18 protein-coding genes are annotated in these 19,652 nt (G+C 70.7%); 16 read left to right on the top strand and 2 right to left on the bottom strand.

All coding sequences use genetic code 11. The features are described from left to right. Positions 1–6: 6 nt before the first annotated feature. From sbnA to ABZZ74_RS05615, 16 genes are all read left to right on the top strand, one after another. A complete protein-coding gene (gene sbnA, locus ABZZ74_RS05690; protein ID WP_356762042.1) occupies positions 7–972 on the top strand; it encodes a 2,3-diaminopropionate biosynthesis protein SbnA in 966 nt (321 codons plus the stop codon). Positions 973–1,031: 59 nt separating this feature from the next. Then, a complete protein-coding gene (locus tag ABZZ74_RS05685; protein WP_356762041.1) occupies positions 1,032–2,666 on the top strand; it encodes an acyl-CoA dehydrogenase family protein in 1,635 nt (544 codons plus the stop codon). 346 nt (positions 2,667–3,012) lie between these two features. Continuing rightward, a complete protein-coding gene (locus ABZZ74_RS05680; protein ID WP_356762040.1) occupies positions 3,013–4,329 on the top strand; it encodes a GAF domain-containing protein in 1,317 nt (438 codons plus the stop codon). 147 nt (positions 4,330–4,476) lie between these two features. Beyond that, positions 4,477–5,751 (top strand): hypothetical protein, encoded by a 1,275-nt coding sequence (locus ABZZ74_RS05675; RefSeq protein ID WP_356762039.1) that lies wholly within the window; start codon positions 4,477–4,479, stop codon positions 5,749–5,751. 13 nt (positions 5,752–5,764) lie between these two features. Beyond that, positions 5,765–6,337, top strand: coding sequence for a GNAT family N-acetyltransferase (locus ABZZ74_RS05670; RefSeq protein ID WP_356762038.1), 573 nt, complete (start codon positions 5,765–5,767; stop codon positions 6,335–6,337). 127 nt (positions 6,338–6,464) lie between these two features. Next, a complete protein-coding gene (locus ABZZ74_RS05665) occupies positions 6,465–6,548 on the top strand; it encodes a putative leader peptide (protein WP_309486338.1) in 84 nt (27 codons plus the stop codon). 128 nt (positions 6,549–6,676) lie between these two features. Continuing rightward, on the top strand, positions 6,677–8,374 hold the full coding sequence (locus ABZZ74_RS05660) for a nitrite/sulfite reductase (protein ID WP_356762037.1): 1,698 nt from the start codon (positions 6,677–6,679) through the stop codon (positions 8,372–8,374). Then, entirely contained in the window at positions 8,371–8,550 is a 180-nt protein-coding gene (locus tag ABZZ74_RS05655; protein WP_133041655.1) for a hypothetical protein, read from the top strand. The genes ABZZ74_RS05660 and ABZZ74_RS05655 overlap by 4 nt, the downstream gene beginning before the upstream one ends. Beyond that, complete coding sequence (locus ABZZ74_RS05650) at positions 8,547–9,257, top strand: phosphoadenylyl-sulfate reductase (protein WP_356762036.1); 711 nt, start codon at positions 8,547–8,549, stop codon at positions 9,255–9,257. The genes ABZZ74_RS05655 and ABZZ74_RS05650 overlap by 4 nt, the downstream gene beginning before the upstream one ends. Positions 9,258–9,277: 20 nt before the next feature. Next, positions 9,278–9,814 (top strand): adenylyl-sulfate kinase, encoded by a 537-nt coding sequence (cysC, locus tag ABZZ74_RS05645; RefSeq protein WP_208779489.1) that lies wholly within the window; start codon positions 9,278–9,280, stop codon positions 9,812–9,814. After that, complete coding sequence (gene cysD / locus ABZZ74_RS05640) at positions 9,811–10,746, top strand: sulfate adenylyltransferase subunit CysD (protein ID WP_356762035.1); 936 nt, start codon at positions 9,811–9,813, stop codon at positions 10,744–10,746. Before cysC ends, cysD begins: the two co-directional genes overlap by 4 nt. Before the next feature lies 1 nt (position 10,747). Further along, positions 10,748–12,076 (top strand): GTP-binding protein, encoded by a 1,329-nt coding sequence (locus ABZZ74_RS05635; protein WP_356762034.1) that lies wholly within the window; start codon positions 10,748–10,750, stop codon positions 12,074–12,076. Between the two features lie 233 nt (positions 12,077–12,309). Continuing rightward, positions 12,310–13,428: an aliphatic sulfonate ABC transporter substrate-binding protein gene (locus tag ABZZ74_RS05630; protein WP_356762033.1), complete on the top strand. Its 1,119-nt coding sequence runs from the start codon at positions 12,310–12,312 to the stop codon at positions 13,426–13,428. A gap of 35 nt (positions 13,429–13,463) precedes the next feature. Then, positions 13,464–14,249 (top strand): ABC transporter ATP-binding protein, encoded by a 786-nt coding sequence (locus ABZZ74_RS05625; protein ID WP_356762032.1) that lies wholly within the window; start codon positions 13,464–13,466, stop codon positions 14,247–14,249. Next, entirely contained in the window at positions 14,236–15,114 is an 879-nt protein-coding gene (locus ABZZ74_RS05620; protein ID WP_356762031.1) for an ABC transporter permease, read from the top strand. The genes ABZZ74_RS05625 and ABZZ74_RS05620 overlap by 14 nt, the downstream gene beginning before the upstream one ends. Positions 15,115–15,120: 6 nt before the next feature. After that, entirely contained in the window at positions 15,121–15,861 is a 741-nt protein-coding gene (locus ABZZ74_RS05615; protein ID WP_356762030.1) for a sirohydrochlorin chelatase, read from the top strand. Here ABZZ74_RS05615 and ABZZ74_RS05610 read toward each other — a convergent pair. Further along, positions 15,858–16,805 carry an aminoglycoside phosphotransferase family protein gene (locus ABZZ74_RS05610; protein WP_356762029.1) on the bottom strand — a complete coding sequence of 316 codons (948 nt, stop codon included), beginning with the start codon at positions 16,803–16,805 and terminating at the stop codon, positions 15,858–15,860. The genes ABZZ74_RS05615 and ABZZ74_RS05610 overlap by 4 nt on opposite strands. 119 nt (positions 16,806–16,924) lie before the next feature. Beyond that, on the bottom strand, positions 16,925–19,534 hold the full coding sequence (locus ABZZ74_RS05605; RefSeq protein WP_356762028.1) for a fibronectin type III domain-containing protein: 2,610 nt from the start codon (positions 19,532–19,534) through the stop codon (positions 16,925–16,927). Positions 19,535–19,652 lie beyond the last annotated feature (118 nt).

Genomic DNA, 19,652 nt, shown 5'->3' with positions numbered 1-19,652 from the left:
GACATCATGCCCGTCATTTCCGACCCTGTTCAGTTCAATGAGGAGGAGCTCTATGTCGACCTGCGGGCCGCTCTGGGGCTGCCGCTGTACCTGAAGTGCGAGGGGTTCAACTTCGCCGGCTCCATCAAGATCAAGGCGGCCACCGAGATGGTGGACGCCGCCGAGCGGGACGGGCTGCTGCGGCCCGGATCGGTGCTGGTCGAGTCGTCGTCCGGGAACCTGGGCGTCGCGCTCAGCGTGATCGCGGCGAGCCGTGGACACCGGTTCCTGTGCGTCACCGACGCGCGCTGCAACGAGCCGACGATCCGGCTGATGGAGGCGCTGGGCAGCGAGGTGCACGTGATCGAGGAGCCGGATCCGCGCGGGGGTTTCCTGGGCGCCCGGATGGCGTACGTGGGAGCGCTGTGCGCGTCCGACGACAGATACGTGTGGCTCAACCAGTACACCAACCACGGAAACTGGAAGGCGCACTACCGGACGACCGCGCCAGCCATCGGCCGCCGCTTCCCGCATCTGGACGTCCTGTTCGTCGGGGCCGGCACGACCGGGACCCTGATGGGCTGCGCCCGCTGGTTCTGGCAGTGGCGGCACCGGGTGCGGATCGTGGCCGTCGACAGCGTGGGCTCGGTGAGCTTCGGCGGGGCACCCGGGCGCCGGATGATCCCCGGGCTGGGCACGAGCGTGCCGCCGCGGCTGCTCGACGAGTCGTACGTCGACGACCTGGTCCGGGTGGAGGAGAGCGACACGGTGCTGGCGTGCCGGCGGCTCGCCGCCCGGGGCTTCCTGTTCGGCGGCTCGACGGGCACGGTGATCAGCGGCGCGGGCCAGTGGCTGGCGGAACACGGCCACAAGGGCCTCACGGCGGTGGCGATCGCCCCGGACCTCGGCGAGCGCTACCTGGACACGGTGTACCGGGAGGGGTGGCCGTCGGACGCGCTGGAGCGGGAGCCGGCGATGGCCCGGCTCGCGTGACGCACCGCCCGGCGCACTGAAGTGTGCTGACCGGCGCCGGTACGGGGTACTTTCGCGGCATGGCAGGCACCACGCACACCGTGACCAACCAGCCCCCGCCTCTGACCGGCTACGACGTCTACGGCGCCGACCATGCCCTGACCGCGGCCGTGGAGCGCCACCTCGCCCCCGGTCTGCTCGACGAGGTCCACGCCGAGGTGTCGGCGCTCGGGCAGTCCGCCGGGTCGGCGCAGCTGCAGGAGTGGGGCGCCCAGGCCAACGAGAACCCACCCCGGCTGCGTACCCACGACCGCTACGGACACCGGGTCGACGAGGTCGACTTCCACCCTGCGTGGCACCGGCTGCTCGGCAAGGGCGTCGCGGCCGGGCTGACCGCCGCCTGGACCCGGCCGGGCGGCCATGTGCGCAGAGCGGCGGCGTTCGTGGTGTGGACCCAGGTGGAGGCCGGCAACCTCTGCCCTCTGTCGATGACCCACGCCGCCGTCCCCGCCCTGCGCACCGATCCCGCTCTCGCCGCGGAGTGGGAGCCGCGGCTGACGTCGATGATCTACGACCGTGAGCTCAGGCCGGCCCGGCTCAAGGCCGGCTCCCTGTTCGGCATGGGCATGACCGAGAAACAGGGCGGCAGTGACGTACGGGCGAACACGACCGCCGCCCGGTCGCTCGCCGCGGACGGCGAGTACGAGCTCACCGGACACAAGTGGTTCTGTTCGGCGCCCATGTCCGACGGGTTCCTGGTGCTCGCGCAGGCGCCCGGCGGGTTGACCTGTTTCCTTGTGCCCCGGGTGCTGGAAGACGGTTCCCGCAACGTCTTCCTCATCCAGCGCCTCAAGGACAAGCTCGGCAACCGGTCGAACGCCTCGAGCGAGGTCGAGTTCGACGGGACCTGGGCGCGCCGGGTCGGTGAGGAGGGGCGCGGGGTGCGCACCATCATCGACATGGTGGCCGCGACCCGGCTGGACTGCGTGCTGGGCTCGGCGGGCCTGATGCGGCAGGCGGTCGCGCAGGCCGTGCACCACTGCGCCCACCGGGAGGCGTTCGGCGCGAAGCTCGCCGACCAGCCGCTGATGCGCAACGTGCTGGCCGACCTGGCGCTGGAGTCGGAGGCGGCGACCACCCTCGCGCTCAGGCTCGCGGCGGCCTGCGACGAGGGCGGCGAGCAGGAGCGGGCGCTGCTGCGGATCGCCGTACCGGCCGCCAAGTACTGGGTGACCAAGCGGTGCGCGCCGGTCGTCGTGGAGGCCGCGGAGTGCCTCGGCGGCAACGGTTACGTCGAGGAGTCCGGGATGCCCCGGCTGGTGCGCGAGTCGCCGCTGAACTCGGTCTGGGAGGGCGCCGGAAACATCCAGGCGCTGGACGTGCTGCGCGTGCTGCGACGCGAGCCGCACGCCCTGAACGCCTACCTCCAGGAGGTCGGCAAGGCCCGCGGCGGCGACCACCGCCTCGACGGCGCGATCAAGGACCTCCTGACCGAACTCGCCGACCTGGACGGCGTCGAGGCCCGTGCCCGCCGCCTGACGGAGCGACTCGCCCTGGTCCTCCAGGGCTCCCTCCTGGTCCGCTTCGCCCCACCGGAAGTCGCCGACGCCTTCTGCGCCTCCCGCCTGGGAGCCGACGGAGGCGCAACGTTCGGCACCTTGCCCCACACCCTGGACCTGGCTGCGGTGGTGAACCGAGCCCGCCCCGTCAACTGACCCAGGGCAAACCGCCCTGAAGGGGCGCGGGGAACTGCGCGACCAGCCACAAACCGCCCGGCACCCGCCGACGCACACCAAGCCGCACCCCGGATGGCGCACCCGGCCAAATCGCCGAAGGCAGGGGTGGTGCTGCGCCGACACGGCACCACCCCCGCCGCACTGGCCCGTTCGAGGCCGTGAACGCCGCTCGGGACGGCGTCGCTCAATATTCAAACAAGCTCGGAGCGTTCACCAGGGTTGCAAGGGGTTGCAACTTGCTGCTGTCTGTGGCCGGACTGTGTCCGTCCGTCAACCGGGACCGGCACTATGAGACGGACAGTCAAGACGACCCCCGGGAGGACCAGTGGCACTCTCGCCGACGGACGTGGCGCAGCTCGCCGTGGTCGACACGGCGCGTGCGGCGCGGGTACTCAGCGAGGTCCGTTCCGCCACGCTCGCCGGCGGGCGCGGGCCTGTCGCCCCGCGCCCGGTGATCGAACAGTCCTGGGAGCGCATGCTGCGCGGCGGCATCGATCCCGACCGGGACCGGCGCTCCGGCCTGCTCTCGCCCGAGGAGGTGCGCAGGCGCCGGGAGACCACGGAACTGCGGCATGTCCTGCCGGTGCTGCGGGAGGGCCTGCTGTCGGTGGCGGACGTCGCCCACCACATCATGGTGGTCGCCGACCAGGACGGCCGGGTGCTGTGGCGGGAGGGCAGCGCCGCGGTGCTGCGCCGGGCCGACGGGCTCGGCTTCGAGCTGGGCGCGGACTGGCGGGAGGACGTCGTCGGCACCAACGGCATCGGCACCCCGGCGGTGGTACGGCGGCCGGTGCAGGTCTTCGGCTCGGAGCACTTCGTGCGCTCGCAGACCAGCTGGACATGCAGCGGCGCCCCGATCACCGATCCGCGCGACGGCCGGCTGCTCGGCGTGGTGGACGTCAGCGGACCGCTGGAGACGATGCACCCGGCGACGCTCGCCTGGGTCGACTCGGTGGCCAAGCTCGCCGAGTCCCGGCTGCGCGAGCTGCATCTGGGGTCGCTGGAGCGGCTGCGGGCCACGGCGGCCCCGGTGCTGTCCCGGCTGAGCGGGCAGGCCCTCGTGGTGGACCGTGACGGGTGGACGGCCGCGGTCACCGGGATGCCGTACACCAGTCGGATTGCCCTGCCCAAGTCCCTGTCGGCGGGCCGCCGGTGGCTGCCGCCGCTCGGGCTGTGCTCGGTGGAGCCGCTGGCCGGGGGCTGGTTGGTGCGCGCCTCGGCCGAGCCGGAGCCACGGACGGCCACCCGGGTCGTACTGGACTTCTCCCAGCCACGCCGCTGGTCGGTGACGGTGTCCGGGAGCGCCGGCTCCTGGAGCCGTGAACTGAGTCCTCGGCACGCCGAGTTGCTGTACCTGCTGGCCCTGCGGCGGGGCGGGCACAGTGCCGCGGGGCTGGCCGAGGAGGTGTTCGGCGACCCCGCGCGCACGGTGACGGTGCGCGCCGAGATGTCCCGGGTGCGGCGCTACTTGGGCGGTGTGCTGGAGCACCGGCCGTACCGCTTCGGGGAGGACGCGGAGGTGGAACTGGTGCTGCCGGACGATCCGCGCGATCTGCTGCCGCAGTCGACGGCGCCCGCGGTCGTGGGCGCACGGATGACGGACGGGATGCCCCGAATGTGTCGTTCCGGTCTCACGGAGTGACCGTGACGCACCATCTTCCGCATATTTGCAGGGTCTTCGTGCCGAGCCGCCCTTGACTGCCGTAGCATCCCTCTACGGGCCACCCCACCTGCGCCTTTGGTCAACACACGGACCATTGGCCGCAGTTGGCTCGCCTCGGGAGGACCTATGAAGAGTCGTGGCAGGCACCGTCGGCAGAAGCGTGGCCGCGCGCTGCGCGCTTTCCTGGCCGGGACCGCCCTCGCGCTCACCGCGGCCGCCACCATGATCAGCGCCTCGCAGGCCACGGTGAGTGAGAACCCGGGCGGCCTGAAGGCGCTCGACACGGCCGGGACCTCCGGATTCCCGCTTCAGGAGCACCTGGTCCCGCGGGCCGCTCTGGACCGGCTCGCCTCGGCGATGGGCAGACCCGTCGGGGTGCGCGCCGTCCTCGCGGACACCGACCACACCCTGCGCACCCCGGCCGACTGCACGACCGCCGACCGCTCGGCGCTGCCGGTCGAACCGGCGGCCACGCGCGCGTACTGCTGGGATGCCGCCGACACCCGCGGCTGGCGGGCCGGCGCGGTGACGACCTCCGGGGACGCCGACGACGACGGCCACTGGGGCGACGACCGGGTGATCCTCTCCGGCTGGAGCCACGACACCGGCCGGACGGGCAGGCCGGGCCTGGCCCGGGTGGCCTTCGTCAACGCGGACGACCCGGACCACCTCACCTACACCTGGGCGCTGCTGGCCGTGCCGACCGACGGCGGCCGCAACTACACGGGCCTGGCCTCCACCGTCTCGGGACTGGTCTGGTACCAGGACAAGCTGCTGGTCACCACCGCCGAGGGCCTGTACGTCTACGATCTGCGCCGCGTCCAGCGGGCCTCCGTGGACAGCGACCGGGTGGGCAGGGTCCGCGGCGGCTGGTCGGCCCACGGCGCCCGCTATGTGCTCCCCGCCGTGGGCTCGTACACGCTCGGCCGGGGCACCCCGCGTCCGGCGGCCGTCTCCCTCGACCGCAGCACCGCGCCCGACAGCCTGGTGGCGAGCGAGGCGGTGCCCGCGAACAGCGACCGGCAGACCCGGTTGTGGCGCTACCGCTTCAGCAGCAATCCCGCCCGCGCCGGCCTGCTGGCCACCGACGCCGAGGGGCGGGCGGTCGCCGGCGAGGCGTACGAGACGAAAGCGACCGGCATCGTCGGCGTCCTGTCGTACGACTCCGACTGGTATCTGGACCGGCCGTCCGACAGTCGAGACGGTCGGGGCACCCTCTGGCGGCAGGACCGGCAGGAGGGGAAGGCCACCGAGTGCGGTTCGGACGACTCGCGCCACTGCTGGGGCGGCCGGGCGGGCTCGCTGTCCTTCTGGGAGGAGACCGGCGAGGTCTGGTCCCAGTCGGGGCGGATGCTGTACGCGCTGCCGCTGAGCTCGATCGACAGATCCCTGGCCGAATGATTTTCTGGCGGGCATGACGAACATCCCCGTGACCACCTGGTCGCTGGAGCAGACCGCCCCGACCGACCTCCTGCCGGCCGCCGCGCCCGAGGGGGACGTGCGGATCGTGCGCTCCGAGGTGCCCTCCCCCGAGTTCAGCCGTTTCCTGTACGCGTCCGTCGGCGGCGACATCCGCTGGATCGACCGGCTCGGCTGGAGCCACGCGCGGTGGCTGGAGCACCTTCAGCGGCCGGGCGTGGAGACCTGGGTCGCCCACGACCGTGGCACGCCCGCCGGTTACGTGGAGCTGGAGCCGCAGGACGACGGGGTCGTGGAGATCGTCTATTTCGGGCTGATCCCGGCCTTCCGCGGCCGGCGCATCGGCGGGCACCTGCTGTCGTACGGCGCCGCCCGCGCCTGGGACCTCGCGGACCGCTGGCCGGGGCTGGCCGCGACCAAGCGGGTCTGGTTGCATACGTGCAGCCTGGACGGGGAGCATGCGATGGACAACTACCTCCGGCGGGGCTTCCAGCTCTTCGACACCAAGGTCGAGGAGCAGCCGGAGGTGGCCGCACCGGGCCCCTGGCCGGGGGCATACCGCGTCTGACCTGCGCGGACAAGAGCACGAACGGCGCATGTGATCGACGACACCCCTGTCTCGCCAAACGAGACAAGGGTGTCCGCATGGCGGACGAAGCTGGACTGTGTCCAGATTGCCATGACACGCTTCCGTCATGTCTGGAACTGGAATTGCCTTGGTGAGTCGGCGGCACGTCGATCTCGGCCGCATGTCCAGCGCCATCTGTCCGGCGAGCTGACAGCCACAGCGAAGCCCGACATCTCCTGACATTCCCTCTCTTTTGCGCAACGTCGCGCACGTATGCCCATGCGCCCGAACGCGCAGGTCAGAGCCGAATTACCGCCTGTCCCGAAGGACGTAACCACCATGGCCGCCACCCCGCAGAAGCCCGCCGCCGCGCCAGTCCGCCGCAAGGTGAGCCGTCACCGCGGTGAGGGCCAGTGGGCGATGGGGCACTACACCCCCCTCAACGGCAACGAGCAGTTCAAGAAGGACGACGACGGTCTCAATGTGCGGACACGCATTGAGACGATCTACTCCAAGCGGGGCTTCGACTCCATCGACCCGAACGACCTGCGCGGGCGGATGCGCTGGTGGGGCCTGTACACCCAGCGCAAGCCCGGGATCGACGGCGGCAAGACCGCGATCCTGGAGCCGGAGGAGCTGGACGACAAGTACTTCATGCTGCGGGTGCGGATCGACGGCGGCCGCCTCACCACCCAGCAGCTGCGGGTGATCGGCGGGATCTCCGAGGAGTTCGCGCGGGGCAGCGCGGACATCACGGACCGGCAGAACATCCAGCTGCACTGGATCCGCATCGAGGACGTGCCGGAGATCTGGAACCGCCTGGAGGCGGTCGGACTGTCGACCACCGAGGCGTGCGGCGACTGCCCGCGTGTCGTCATCGGCTCACCGGTCGCCGGCATCGCCGAGGACGAGATCATCGACGGCACCTGGGCGGTCGACGAGATCCACGACCGTTACATCGGCAGCAAGGAGTTCTCCAACCTGCCGCGCAAGTTCAAGACGGCGATCTCCGGTTCCCCGCTCCTCGACGTGGTCCACGAGATCAACGACGTCGCCTTCGTGGGCGTCGAACACCCCGAGCACGGCCCCGGGTTCGACCTCTGGGTCGGCGGCGGCCTGTCCACCAACCCGAAGATCGGCGTCCGGCTCGGCGCCTGGGTGCCGCTGGAGGAGGTCCCGGAGGTCTGGGCGGGCGTCGTCGGGATCTTCCGCGACTACGGGTACCGGCGCCTGCGGACCAGGGCCCGGCTGAAGTTCCTGGTCGCCGACTGGGGCGCGGAGAAGTTCCGCCAGGTGCTGGAGGAGCAGTACCTCAAGCGCGCACTGGTCGACGGTCCGGCGCCCGCCGAGCCACTGCAGCGCTGGCGTGACCACGTCGGTGTGCACCGGCAGAAGGACGGCCGTTACTACGTCGGTTTCGCACCGCGCGTCGGCCGTGTCGACGGCACCACGCTCACCAAGATCGCCGACCTGGCGGAGGCCCACGGCTCGGGCCGGGTACGCACCACCGTCGAGCAGAAGATGATCGTCCTCGACGTCGAGGAGGAGCAGGTGGAGCCGCTGGTCGAGGCGCTCGAAGCGCTGGACCTGACGGCCAAGCCGTCGCCCTTCCGGCGTGGCACCATGGCCTGCACCGGCATCGAGTACTGCAAGCTGGCGATCGTCGAGACCAAGGCCCGCGGCTCCCTGCTGATCGACGAACTCGAGCGCCGCATCCCGGAGTTCGACGAGCCGATCACCATCAACCTCAACGGCTGCCCGAACGCCTGCGCCCGTATCCAGGTGGCGGACATCGGTCTCAAGGGGCAGTTGGTCCTCGACAAGGACGGCAACCAGGTCGAGGGGTACCAGGTGCACCTCGGTGGCGCGCTCGGCCTGGAGGCCGGGTTCGGACGCAAGGTGCGCGGCCTGAAGGTCACCGCCGAGGAGCTGCCCGACTACGTCGAGCGCGTTCTGAAGCGGTTCCAGGACGAGCGCGAGGACGGCGAGCGGTTCGCCGCCTGGGCCGCACGCGCCTCCGAGGAGGCCCTGTCGTGAGCGAGCGGGCGGCCCCCTTCTACTGCCCCTACTGCGGCGACGAGGACCTGCGTCCGGCCGAGCAGGGCCACGGCGCCTGGGAATGCGCGGCGTGCAACCGGGCCTTCCAGTTGAAGTTCCTCGGGCTGCTCGCCCGGGGCCTTCAGCACTCCGAGGCAGCGGGAGACGAGATATGAACGCCGTGACGCAAGACCGTACGACCGAGGAGCTCAAGGCGCTCGCCGAGCAGGCGGGCCGCGATCTGGAGGACGCCTCCGCGCTGGAGATCCTCCAGTGGGCGGCGGAGACCTTCGGCAAGCGTTTCTGCGTGACCTCCTCGATGGAGGACGCGGTGGTCGCCCACCTCGCCTCCCGCGCGATGCCCGGCGTCGACGTCGTGTTCCTCGACACCGGTTACCACTTCGAGGAGACCATCGGCACCCGTGACGCGGTCGAGGCCGTGATGGACGTCAACGTCATCACCCTCACCCCGCGCCAGACGGTCGCCGAGCAGGACGCGGAGTACGGCCCGAAGCTGCACGACCGCGACCCCGACCTGTGCTGCAAGCTGCGCAAGGTCCAGCCGCTGGAGCAGGGTCTGAGGAACTACACGGCCTGGGCGACCGGCCTGCGCCGTGACGAGTCCCCGACCCGTGCGAACACCCCGGTCGTCGGCTGGGACGAGAAGCGGCAGAAGGTCAAGATCTCCCCCATCGCCCGCTGGAGCCAGGACGACGTGGACGCCTATGTGAGCGAACACGGCGTCCTGACCAACCCGTTGCTGATGGACGGCTACGCCTCCGTCGGCTGCGCCCCCTGCACCCGCCGGGTGCTCGAGGGCGAGGACGCGCGGGCCGGCCGCTGGGCGGGCCGGGCCAAGACCGAGTGCGGGCTGCACGAATGACGACGACCGAGGAGTTGCAGGTGACGACCGGAGCCACCGTCTGGCTCACGGGTCTGCCGAGTGCCGGCAAGACCACCATCGCGTACGAACTGGCCGGCCGGCTGCGCGCCGAGGGCCATCGCGTCGAGGTGCTCGACGGCGACGAGATCCGCGAGTTCATCTCCGCGGGCCTCGGCTTCAGCCGCGAGGACCGGCACACCAACGTGCAGCGCATCGGTTTCCTCGCCGAACTCCTCGCCCGCAACGGCGTCAAGGCGCTGGTCCCGGTCATCGCGCCCTACGCCGACAGCCGTGACGCGGTGCGCAAGCGGCACCAGGAGAGCGGGGCGCCGTACATCGAGGTGCATGTGGCGACCCCGGTCGAGGTGTGCTCCGTACGCGATGTGAAGGGTCTGTACGCCAAGCAGGCGGCGGGTGAACTGACCGGGCTGACGGGTGTGGACGACCCCTACGAGGAGCCCGAGTCGCCGGATCTGCGCATCGAGTCCCAGCACCAGACCGTGCAGGAGTCCGCGGCCGCGGTCCACGCGCTGCTCACCGAGAGGGGACTGGCATGACGACCGTCGCATCCGTGCACGAGGGGACGGACGCCCCGTACGCGCTGTCCCACCTGGACGCGCTGGAGTCGGAGGCGGTGCACATCTTCCGTGAGGTGGCGGGCGAGTTCGAGCGGCCGGTGATCCTCTTCTCCGGCGGCAAGGACTCCATCCTCATGCTGCACCTGGCGCTGAAGGCCTTCGCGCCGGCCGCCGTGCCCTTCTCGCTGCTGCACGTGGACACCGGACACAACTTCCCCGAGGTCCTCGAGTACCGGGACCGTGTGGTGGCCGCACATGGGCTGCGCCTCCATGTGGCCTCCGTACAGGACTACATCGACCGGGGTGTGCTCAAGGAGCGTCCGGACGGCACCCGTAACCCGCTGCAGACCCTGCCGCTGACGGAGAAGATCCAGGCGGAGAAGTTCGACGCGGTCTTCGGCGGCGGGCGCCGGGACGAGGAGAAGGCCCGCGCGAAGGAGCGGGTGTTCTCGCTGCGGGACGAGTTCTCGCAGTGGGACCCGCGCCGCCAGCGCCCCGAGCTGTGGAACCTCTACAACGGCCGGCACGCGCCCGGCGAGCATGTGCGGGTGTTCCCGCTGTCCAACTGGACCGAGCTGGACGTGTGGCAGTACATCGCCCGCGAAGGCATCGAGCTGCCGGAGATCTACTTCGCGCACGAGCGTGAGGTGTTCAACCGCAACGGCATGTGGCTGACCGCCGGCGAGTGGGGCGGCCCGAAGGACGGCGAGAAGGTCGAGAAGCGGCTCGTGCGCTACCGGACCGTCGGTGACATGTCCTGCACCGGTGCCGTCGACTCCGACGCGGTGACGCTGGAGCAGGTCATCACGGAGATCGCCGCGTCCCGGCTGACCGAGCGGGGCGCCACCCGCGCCGACGACAAGCTGTCCGAGGCCGCGATGGAAGACCGCAAGCGCGAGGGGTACTTCTAGGATGACCACGACCACGGAGCTCTCCGAGACCACCCTGCTGCGGTTCGCGACGGCCGGTTCGGTCGACGACGGCAAGTCCACGCTCGTCGGACGGCTGCTGCACGACTCCAAGTCGGTGCTGACCGACCAGCTGGAGGCCGTCGAGCACGCCTCCCGCAACCGCGGCCAGGAGGCCCCGGACCTCGCACTGCTGACGGACGGTCTGCGGGCCGAGCGCGAGCAGGGCATCACCATCGACGTGGCCTACCGCTACTTCGCCACGCCGAAGCGGCGGTTCATCCTCGCCGACACCCCGGGCCATGTGCAGTACACCCGCAACATGGTCACCGGCGCCTCGACGGCCGAGCTGACGGTGATCCTCGTGGACGCCCGCAACGGCGTGGTCGAGCAGACCCGCCGGCACGCGGCGATCGCCGCGCTCCTGCGCGTGCCGCACGTGGTCCTCGCGGTCAACAAGATGGACCTGGTCGACTACCGGGAATCCGTCTTCGCCGCGATCGCCGAGGAGTTCACGGCCTACGCGACCGAGCTCGGCGTCCCCCAGGTCACCGCGATCCCGATCTCCGCGCTGGCCGGCGACAACGTGGTGGAGCCGTCGGCGAACATGGACTGGTACGGCGGCCCGACGGTCCTGGAACACCTCGAAACCGTTCCCGTGAGCCACGACCTCAGCCACTGCCACGCCCGGCTTCCGGTGCAGTACGTGATCCGGCCGCAGACCGCCGAGCACCCCGACTACCGCGGTTACGCCGGCCAGATCGCCGCCGGTTCCTTCCACGTCGGCGAGGCGGTCACCGTGCTGCCCTCGGGCCACGCCTCCCGGATCTCCGGCATCGACCTGCTCGGTGAGCCGGTCGACGTCGCCTGGACCACCCAGTCGGTGACGATCCTGCTGGAGGACGACATCGACATCTCGCGCGGCGACCTGATCGTGCCCAGCAAGGACGCTCCGCCCACCACGCAGGACATCGAGGCGACCGTCTGCCACGTCGCCGACGCCCCGCTGACCGTCGGCCACCGCGTGCTCCTCAAGCACGGCACCCGCACCGTGAAGGCGATCGTCAAGGACATCCCCTCCCGGCTCACGCTCGACGACCTGTCCCTGCACCCGCACCCGGGACAGCTCGTCGCCAACGACATCGGCCGCGTGAAGATCCGCACCGCGGAGCCGCTGCCGGTGGACTCCTACGCCGACTCGCGCCGCACGGGTTCGTTCATCCTGATCGACCCCAGCGACGGGACCACGCTCACCGCGGGCATGGTCGGCGAGTCGTTCGCCTCCCCCGAGCCCGTCAAGGACGAGGCCGAGGACGACGGGTGGGACTTCTGAGATGAACTCCCCCGATTTCTACTCCACGTTCGCCAAGGAGGGCGGCCGCGTCGGCAGCGGCGCCCTCGGCAGCGGGCAGGGCGGAGTGGCGCGATGTGTGCGCTGACGTACGCGCACTGCCTGCGCGCCCCGTCCCCCCACCCGACGTCCCGGAAGCGACGAAGACCCCCGCCGAACTCCCGGCCACGACCTGAGAGACCGTGACCGCCGGGCCAACGAGAGGAAAGCCTCCCGTGCCTGTCAACCGCTCCACCTTCCTGCGCCGCGGAGCCGCCGTGGTCGCCGCCCTTCCCCTTCTCACTCTCGCCGCCTGCGGCTACGGGTCCGACTCCAGCAAGAGCGACTCCTCCTCCAAGCAGAAGGTCTCCGCCGGTTCGTCGAAGATCGACGGTCTGGACTCCGTGAAGATCGGTTACTTCGGCAACCTGACCCACGGCACCGCGCTGGTCGCCCGTGAGCAGGGCCTGTTCCAGAAGGAACTCGGCGCCACCAAGGCCGACTACGCGACCTTCAACGCCGGCCCGTCCGAGATCGAGGCGCTCAACTCCGGCTCCATCGACATCGGCTGGATCGGCCCCTCCCCGGCGATCAACGGCTACACCAAGTCCAACGGCAAGAGCCTGAAGATCATTGGTGGTTCGGCGTCCGGTGGTGTGAAGCTGGTCGTGAACCCGAAGAAGATCACGTCCCTGAAGGACGTCAAGGGCAAGAAGATCGCGACGCCCCAGTTGGGCAACACGCAGGACGTGGCGTTCCTCAACTGGGCCGCGGACCAGGGCTGGAAGGTCGACGCGCAGAGCGGCAAGGGCGACGTCACGGTCGTCCGCACGGACAACAAGATCACGCCGGACGCCTTCAAGGCCGGTTCGATCGACGGCGCCTGGGTGCCGGAGCCGACCGCGTCGAAGCTGGTGGCCGAGGGCGGCAAGGTCCTGCTGGACGAGGCCTCGCTGTGGCCCGACAAGAAGTTCGTGATCACGAACATCATCGTCCGCCAGCAGTTCCTCAAGGAGCACCCGAAGGCCGTCGAGGCGGTACTGAAGGCCGCCGTCGAGGCCAACAAGTGGATCAACGCCAACCCGGACCAGGCGAAGGCGGCGGCCAACAAGCAGCTGGAGGCGGACTCCGGCAAGGCGCTCAAGCCGAACGTCCTGGACCCGGCGTGGAAGTCGATCCAGTTCACCGACGACCCGCTGGCCTCCACCCTCAACACGGAGGCGGAGCACGCCGTCAAGGCCGGTCTGCTGGCGAAGCCCGACCTCAAGGGCATCTACGACCTGACCATCCTCAACAAGGTCCTCACGGCCGAGGGTGAGCCCACGGTCGACGCCGCCGGTCTCGGCACCAGCTGACGCACGCCCCGAACTGTTCCCAGGAGGTGACGACCATGGCCACGACCACGACGCTCGCCAAGGCCGACGAGTCCGTCGAGTACGCGGCACGCCTCGAGCACGTCTCGAAGTCCTTCGCGACACCCGGTGGGCAGCAGCTCGTCCTGGACGACATCAGCATCGATGTCGCGCCGGGTGAGTTCGTCACCCTCCTGGGAGCCTCGGGCTGCGGAAAGTCCACGCTGCTGAACCTGGTGGCGGGGCTGGACGCGCCCAGCGCGGGCTCCATCACGACGGACGGGCGCCCCGCCCTGATGTTCCAGGAGCACGCCCTGTTCCCGTGGCTCACCGCGGGCAAGAACATCGAACTCGCCCTCAAGCTGAGGGGAGTCGCCAAGGCCGACCGCCGCGAGAAGGCGGAGCGCCTGCTCGAACTGGTCCGGCTGCAGGGCGCGTACGGCAAGCGCGTCCACGAACTCTCCGGCGGTATGCGCCAGCGCGCGGCGCTGGCGCGGGCGCTGGCCCAGGAGAGCAACCTGCTGCTGATGGACGAGCCGTTCTCCGCGCTCGACGCCATCACCCGGGACGTGCTGCACGACGAACTGACCCGGATCTGGGCGGAGACGGGCGTGTCCGTCCTGTTCGTGACGCACAACGTGCGCGAGGCGGTGCGGCTGGCCCAGCGGGTGGTGCTGCTGTCGTCGCGTCCGGGCCGGATCGCCCGCGAGTGGGCGGTCGACATCCCGCAGCCGCGGCGCATCGAGGACGCGCCCGTGGCCGAACTGTCCCTTGAGATCACCGATGTACTACGTGGGGAGATCCGCCGTCATGGCCAGCACTGAGACGACACCGGCCCAGGACGCCGGGAGCGTCGAGGCCGGCCTGGACGCACTGGAGACCGCGGCCCTCGGCCGCCCGACGCTCCGGCAGACCCTCGTCAACAAGATCCTGCCGCCGCTCATCGCCCTCGGCGTGGTGCTGGCCGCCTGGTTCGTCCTGTACCCGATCGTCGACGACCCGACCAAGCTGCCCTCGCCCGGTGCGGTGGCCGACGAGTTCAAGGACGCCTGGCTGAAGGGTGATCTGCTCGGTTACATCTGGACCAGCGTCTCGCGCGGTTTGCTGGGCTTCTTCTTCGCGTTGCTGATCGGCACCCCGCTGGGTCTGCTGGTGGCGCGGGTGAGGTTCGTGCGGGCGGCGATCGGTCCGATCCTGTCCGGGCTGCAGTCGCTGCCGTCGGTGGCGTGGGTGCCGCCGGCCGTGATCTGGCTGGGACTGAACAACTCGATGATGTACGCCGTCATCCTGCTCGGCGCGGTCCCCTCGATCGCCAACGGCCTGGTGTCCGGCGTCGACCAGGTGCCGCCGCTGTTCCTGCGGGCGGGCCGCACGATGGGCGCGACGGGCGTGAAGGGCATCTGGCACGTCGTCCTGCCGGCCGCGATGCCCGGCTATGTGGCGGGTCTGAAGCAGGGCTGGGCGTTCTCCTGGCGCTCCCTGATGGCGGCGGAGATCATCGCGAGCTTCCCCGATCTCGGCGTGGGCCTGGGCCAGTTGCTGGAGAACGCGCGCACCAACAGCGACATGGCCATGGTGTTCGAGGCCATCATCCTGATCCTGTTCGTCGGCATCGCCATCGACCTGCTGATCTTCAGCCCGCTGGAGCGCTGGGTGCTGCGCAGCCGCGGCCTTCTCGTGAAGAGCTGAACGCCCGTGTACGACAAGCCCGTTCTCCTCGTCATCGCCCACGGCAGCCGCGATCCGCGGCACGCGGCGACCGTGCACGCCCTGGTGCGCCGGGTACGGTCGCTGCGGCCCGGGCTGCGCGTGGAGACGGGCTTCCTGGACTTCAACGTCCCATCCGTGCACGGGGTGTTGGAGTCCCTGGCGGCGGAGGGCGTCCCTGACGTCGTCGCCCTCCCCCTCCTCCTGACCCGGGCCTTCCACGCGAAGGCCGACATCCCGGCGGTGCTGCGCGACGCGCCGCCGCAGCTGCGCATCCGGCAGGCGGACGTGCTCGGCCCGTCCCCGCTTCTCCTGCAAGCCCTCGAACGGCGTCTGTACGAGGCGGGGCTGACGCCCGCCGACAAGTCCTCGACCGGGGTCGTCCTGGCCTCGGCGGGGTCCTCCGACCCGGAGGCGATCGCAGTGATCGCTGACATCGCGCGGGAGTGGCGGCACACCGGTTGGTGCGCCGTGCGACCTGCGTTCGCCTCCGCGTCCCTCCCCCGGACCGAGGACGCGGTACGGGAGTTGCGGGCGCTCGGCTGCGAGCGGGTGGCCGTCGCTCCGTACGTCCTGGCCCCCGGTTTCCTCCCGGACCGTATCGCCCGGGGTGCGAGCGAGGCGGACGTCCTGGCCGACGTGCTGGGTCCGGCGCCGGAGGTGGCACGGGTGCTGCTGGAGCGGTACGACGGGGCGCGGATGCCCCGACTGGCCGCGATCGGCGCCTAGGCGAGCAAGGCCAGCAGATAGTCCTCCAGGCGTCGGGCGAGCACGGCCGGCGTCAGGTCCGTGCGGCCGAGTTCCCGCCAGGGCACGGCGACCTTCTCGGCGTCGGGGGCGAAGCCGAGGGCGTCCAGGACGCGCCAGTAGCGGCGGGCCTCCGGATCGTCGGTGAGGGTGCCGCCGGCGGCCTGGTAGTGGTCGGCGAAGCGCAGGCCGGCGTCCGCACCGTGCAGCAGGGTGAGCGCGGACGAGCAGTGCGCCACGTCGAGGTCGGCCGGCCCCCAGGACGTCTCCACCCAGTCGACGACACCCGTGACGGCGAGATCCCTTCCGGACCCGGTGAAGAGAACATTTCCGGGATGGAAGTCACGGTGCAGGAAACACGGTCGGTGGTCGGGAGCGGGACGCCGGATCACGTCCACGGCCCGGCGCCACAGCTCCGGCCGCGAGGTGTTCTCGGGAATCCGCACCCGATCCGGTGCGGTCCACGCCTCGTACGTCCGCGGCCGGTCCGCCTCCGGCACCCGCAGCCCGTGGATGGCCGCCAACTGCCGGGCGAGCAGCCGGCTTCTGCGCTCCACGTCCTCGTCGTCATCGTCGTCCAGCCGCAGGCCCCCCGGCAGCAGCGACATCACCAGCGACGGATGGTCGCAGTGCTCCGCCGCCGCGTCGACGGCGTGCAGCCGGGCGGCCGGGACGCTCGTCGGGGCGAGGAGACGGAGGATGTCGGCCTCGCGGGTGAGCAGTCCCGAAGCGGCCCTGAGATAGAAGGGTTTGACGAAGGACCGCAGCACGAGCGTGTACGGCTCACCGGGGCCGTCGATCTCCAGCCGCCGCATCCTCGACGTCCAGCCACCCCGCAGCGCGCCGACGTCCCGGATGCGCTCCCCCGCCCGCAGACTCCGCTCCACCCACAGGCGGGTGTTGGACCAGTCCTCGGTGGTGGTCATGAAGGGGAGCCTATCGGCGATCGCCGAACTGCCGTTGGTCGGCGCGGGGGTGACGACGGGCGGGCCTGGTCCCGAGTCACGGTGGCCGTCGTGGCCGGCCGTGACTCGGGACAGTCGGCTCAGGACGTCGTCGTGGCCGTCACCGTGGCCGCGGGGCCGACCCCGGCCGCCGTCACCGTGGCGACGGTGACCGTGTAGGACGTGCCCGGCCTCAGTCCGCCGACGACCCGGAACATGCCCTTGGCGGAGGGCTGAGTGACCAGGACGTCCCGGCCGGTGACCTCGATCGGGTCACGTCCGTCGGAGACGGTCACCCGATAGCCGACCACCTTGGCGTCCCCGGTCGCGGTCGGCGGGGTCCAGGCGAGGGTGGCCGCCGTGGCCGACGTGCGCAGCTTGGGGCCGGTGGGCGCGCCCGGCAGGGCGGTCGCCGGGGTGGGCGCCAGCGGCAGTGAGGCGAGGGACGGCTCGCTGCTGCCGCGGGCGTTGCTCGCGGTGACCGTCACCGTGAACGGCCCGCCGGACGACGGCAGTCCACCGATCCGCACCAGCGCCGTCCGTTTGAACTCGGCTGCGGAGACACCCTGTTGGGCGACCTGCTTGCCCGTCGCGTCGTACGCCCGTGCCGTGTACGACGTCACCGGTGAACCGTTGTCCACGAAGGCCGGATTGAAGGTGACGTACAGCGCGTCCGCGCCCGCGGTGCTCGTGCCGACGCGGGTCGGCGCCTCCGGCACGGACGGGGCCCCGACACGGCGGCTCAGCAAGCCCCGGTAGGCGGGCTCGAGACCCGCGTCGGCGAGGATCGCCGACGGCACGTCGGACAGCGCGCTCATGATGTGGTTTCCGGTCGTCACCAGCCCCTTGTTGTCGCTGTCGGCCGTGCCCTCCTCCCACCAGTTGTCCTTGACGAGGGTCGGGTCGTTGTTGCCCAGGGCGTCGCGGTAGTCGGTGTGCCGGGAGGCGACGTTGGCGTAGGAGGCGTGGTAGAGGACGTTTCCCTCGACGGTCTCGTAGGTGCAGCCGTTGTCGGTGTAGACGTTCTTTCCCAGGCCCCACTGGTCGTGGATGACGTTTCCGGTGACCTTCTCGCCGTCGGCCATGGAGGTGCCGGTCAGCCCCTGGGTGTAGATGCCACCGCCGTCGTCGAGCCCCTGCATGTAGTCGAAGATCAGGTTGTCGCGCACGGCGTTGTCGTGGCTCGGGTTCGGGGTGGCCGGGTCGCCGATCTTGTCGGGCCAGCCGCCCCAGCCCATGGAGACGGCGCTGTAGCCGACGTGGTCGATCTGGTTGTGGGCGATGGTGTTGTGCTGGGTGTAGCCGTTGAGGATGGCCACTCCGCCGTGGTACTCGCGGGGCAGGGCGTAGAGGTGGTTGTCCGTCACCTGGACGCCGGAGGCGGGGGTCTGCCCGTCCACTCCCCCGATCTCCAGTCCGTTGCCGGAGATGTCGGTGAAGACACTCCCGCTGACGGAAGAGTCCTTGCTGCCGGTGCCCAGGTCCAGTCCGGACGCGCCGAGATGCGCGAAGACGTCGTCGGCGAACTGGATGCGCTGCCCGTACGCGAAGGACACGTTGCCGGGCATCTTGGTCCAGGAGGCGAAGGGGCAGGTGCCGCCCTCGACGTACTGACACAGGCCCTGCGTGGCCCAGCCCTTGTCGCCGGTGATGGTGTAGCCGGCCTGGATCTCGGAGAAGCCCTCGGGCTGCGAGGGCTTCAGCCAGGTCGCGTAGCTGAACCGGATGCCACGGAAGGCGATGTCGTGCACCGGCGCGTCGGACGTGCCGCGTCCGTCGACGAGTTTCTCGGCCGCCGCCGCCTCCACATCGGCGCGGGCGAGGTTCTCGCCCTCGCGCGGCAGGTAGTAAAAGGTTCGGGCGGTCTTGTCGAGGTACCACTCACCGGGCTGGTCGAGGAGTTCGTAAGCGTTCTCGACGTACGAGGCCTTACCGTTGTTGGTCAGATGGCCCGGGCCGACCATGCTGACCGTGCGGCCGGGGATGTCGGGGAACTCGACCCGCTTGTTGGAGTTGTCCCAGCAGGGCTGGGCCATGGTGATGGTGGTGCCCTCGGCGGAGGCGATACGGCAGCGCGGCTCGGTCCACTGGCCGAGTCCGTTGCGCTCGATGTTCCACAACGCCTCGCCGCTGGTGTAGACGAACTCGACGTCGGACGGGTGCTTCCAGTGGGCGATCGTGTCCGAGGAGGCGGTGTAGCCGGTCGCGGTCTGGGTGAGCGTGACCGGCACGGCCCCGCGGGCCCGCTGGGCGCGCACCCCGTCCACGTACAACTGCCGGGTGTCGGTGAGCCCTTGGGGCGCGCGGGCGGCCCACAGTCCCTTGCGGCCAGGGACCTGGTGCCAGCCGACGACCTGGCGGCCGCCGCTGACGACGGTGGCGCCGGTGCCCTGCCAGATCACCCGGTGACCGTTCGTGCCGGAGTCACGGGCGTCGAGGACCAGGGGTCCGGACTGGCGGTAGGTGCCGGAGGCGAGGTGAACGGTGAGGTCGGACTTCAGGTGGGCGGTCCTGGCGCGGACCAGGTCCCGGGCGTGCTGGAGCGTGCGCACGGGATGTCGTGCGCTGCCGTCGGCATGGTCGTCACCGGTGGGTGAGACATAGAGGTCCAAGGACGCGGCCGCCTGGGCCGGGGCCACGAGGCCCGGGACCCCGAGGGCCAGCACGGCGGTGACAAGGGTGACCAGGGCGGCTCTTCGGTGCGTGGGCATGTACCCCTCCCGTGGGATAAGCCGGTACCCAACGCCGGGAAAGGTAGGAGCATTTGAGTGTCCCAGTCAATGAACGGGACGGAAATTGACGCGATCCCCCGATCCTCGGGGTAGATTC

The sequence above is a fragment of the Streptomyces sp. NPDC006476 genome, assembly GCF_040612015.1.
GTDB classification, from domain to species: Bacteria; Actinomycetota; Actinomycetes; order Streptomycetales; family Streptomycetaceae; genus Streptomyces; species Streptomyces griseorubiginosus_B.
The sequence above is the reverse complement of the archived record's forward strand: the minus strand, read 5'-3'. Positions and strand labels throughout refer to the sequence as shown.

Bases quoted from the DNA above. Each gene is read 5' to 3' on its own strand.
- ABZZ74_RS05670 (WP_356762038.1), top strand. From the start codon at position 5,765: ATGACGAACATCCCCGTGACCACCTGGTCGCTGGAGCAGACCGCCCCG.
- ABZZ74_RS05685 (WP_356762041.1), top strand. From the start codon at position 1,032: ATGGCAGGCACCACGCACACCGTGACCAACCAGCCCCCGCCTCTGACC.
- ABZZ74_RS05665 (WP_309486338.1), top strand. From the start codon at position 6,465: ATGTCTGGAACTGGAATTGCCTTGGTGAGTCGGCGGCACGTCGATCTC.
- ABZZ74_RS05620 (WP_356762031.1), top strand. From the start codon at position 14,236: ATGGCCAGCACTGAGACGACACCGGCCCAGGACGCCGGGAGCGTCGAG.
- ABZZ74_RS05675 (WP_356762039.1), top strand. From the start codon at position 4,477: ATGAAGAGTCGTGGCAGGCACCGTCGGCAGAAGCGTGGCCGCGCGCTG.
- sbnA (WP_356762042.1), top strand. From the start codon at position 7: ATGCCCGTCATTTCCGACCCTGTTCAGTTCAATGAGGAGGAGCTCTAT.
- ABZZ74_RS05610 (WP_356762029.1), bottom strand. From the start codon at position 16,805: ATGACCACCACCGAGGACTGGTCCAACACCCGCCTGTGGGTGGAGCGG.
- cysD (WP_356762035.1), top strand. From the start codon at position 9,811: ATGACGACCGTCGCATCCGTGCACGAGGGGACGGACGCCCCGTACGCG.
- ABZZ74_RS05650 (WP_356762036.1), top strand. From the start codon at position 8,547: ATGAACGCCGTGACGCAAGACCGTACGACCGAGGAGCTCAAGGCGCTC.
- ABZZ74_RS05605 (WP_356762028.1), bottom strand. From the start codon at position 19,534: ATGCCCACGCACCGAAGAGCCGCCCTGGTCACCCTTGTCACCGCCGTG.
- ABZZ74_RS05660 (WP_356762037.1), top strand. From the start codon at position 6,677: ATGGCCGCCACCCCGCAGAAGCCCGCCGCCGCGCCAGTCCGCCGCAAG.
- ABZZ74_RS05625 (WP_356762032.1), top strand. From the start codon at position 13,464: ATGGCCACGACCACGACGCTCGCCAAGGCCGACGAGTCCGTCGAGTAC.
- ABZZ74_RS05635 (WP_356762034.1), top strand. From the start codon at position 10,748: ATGACCACGACCACGGAGCTCTCCGAGACCACCCTGCTGCGGTTCGCG.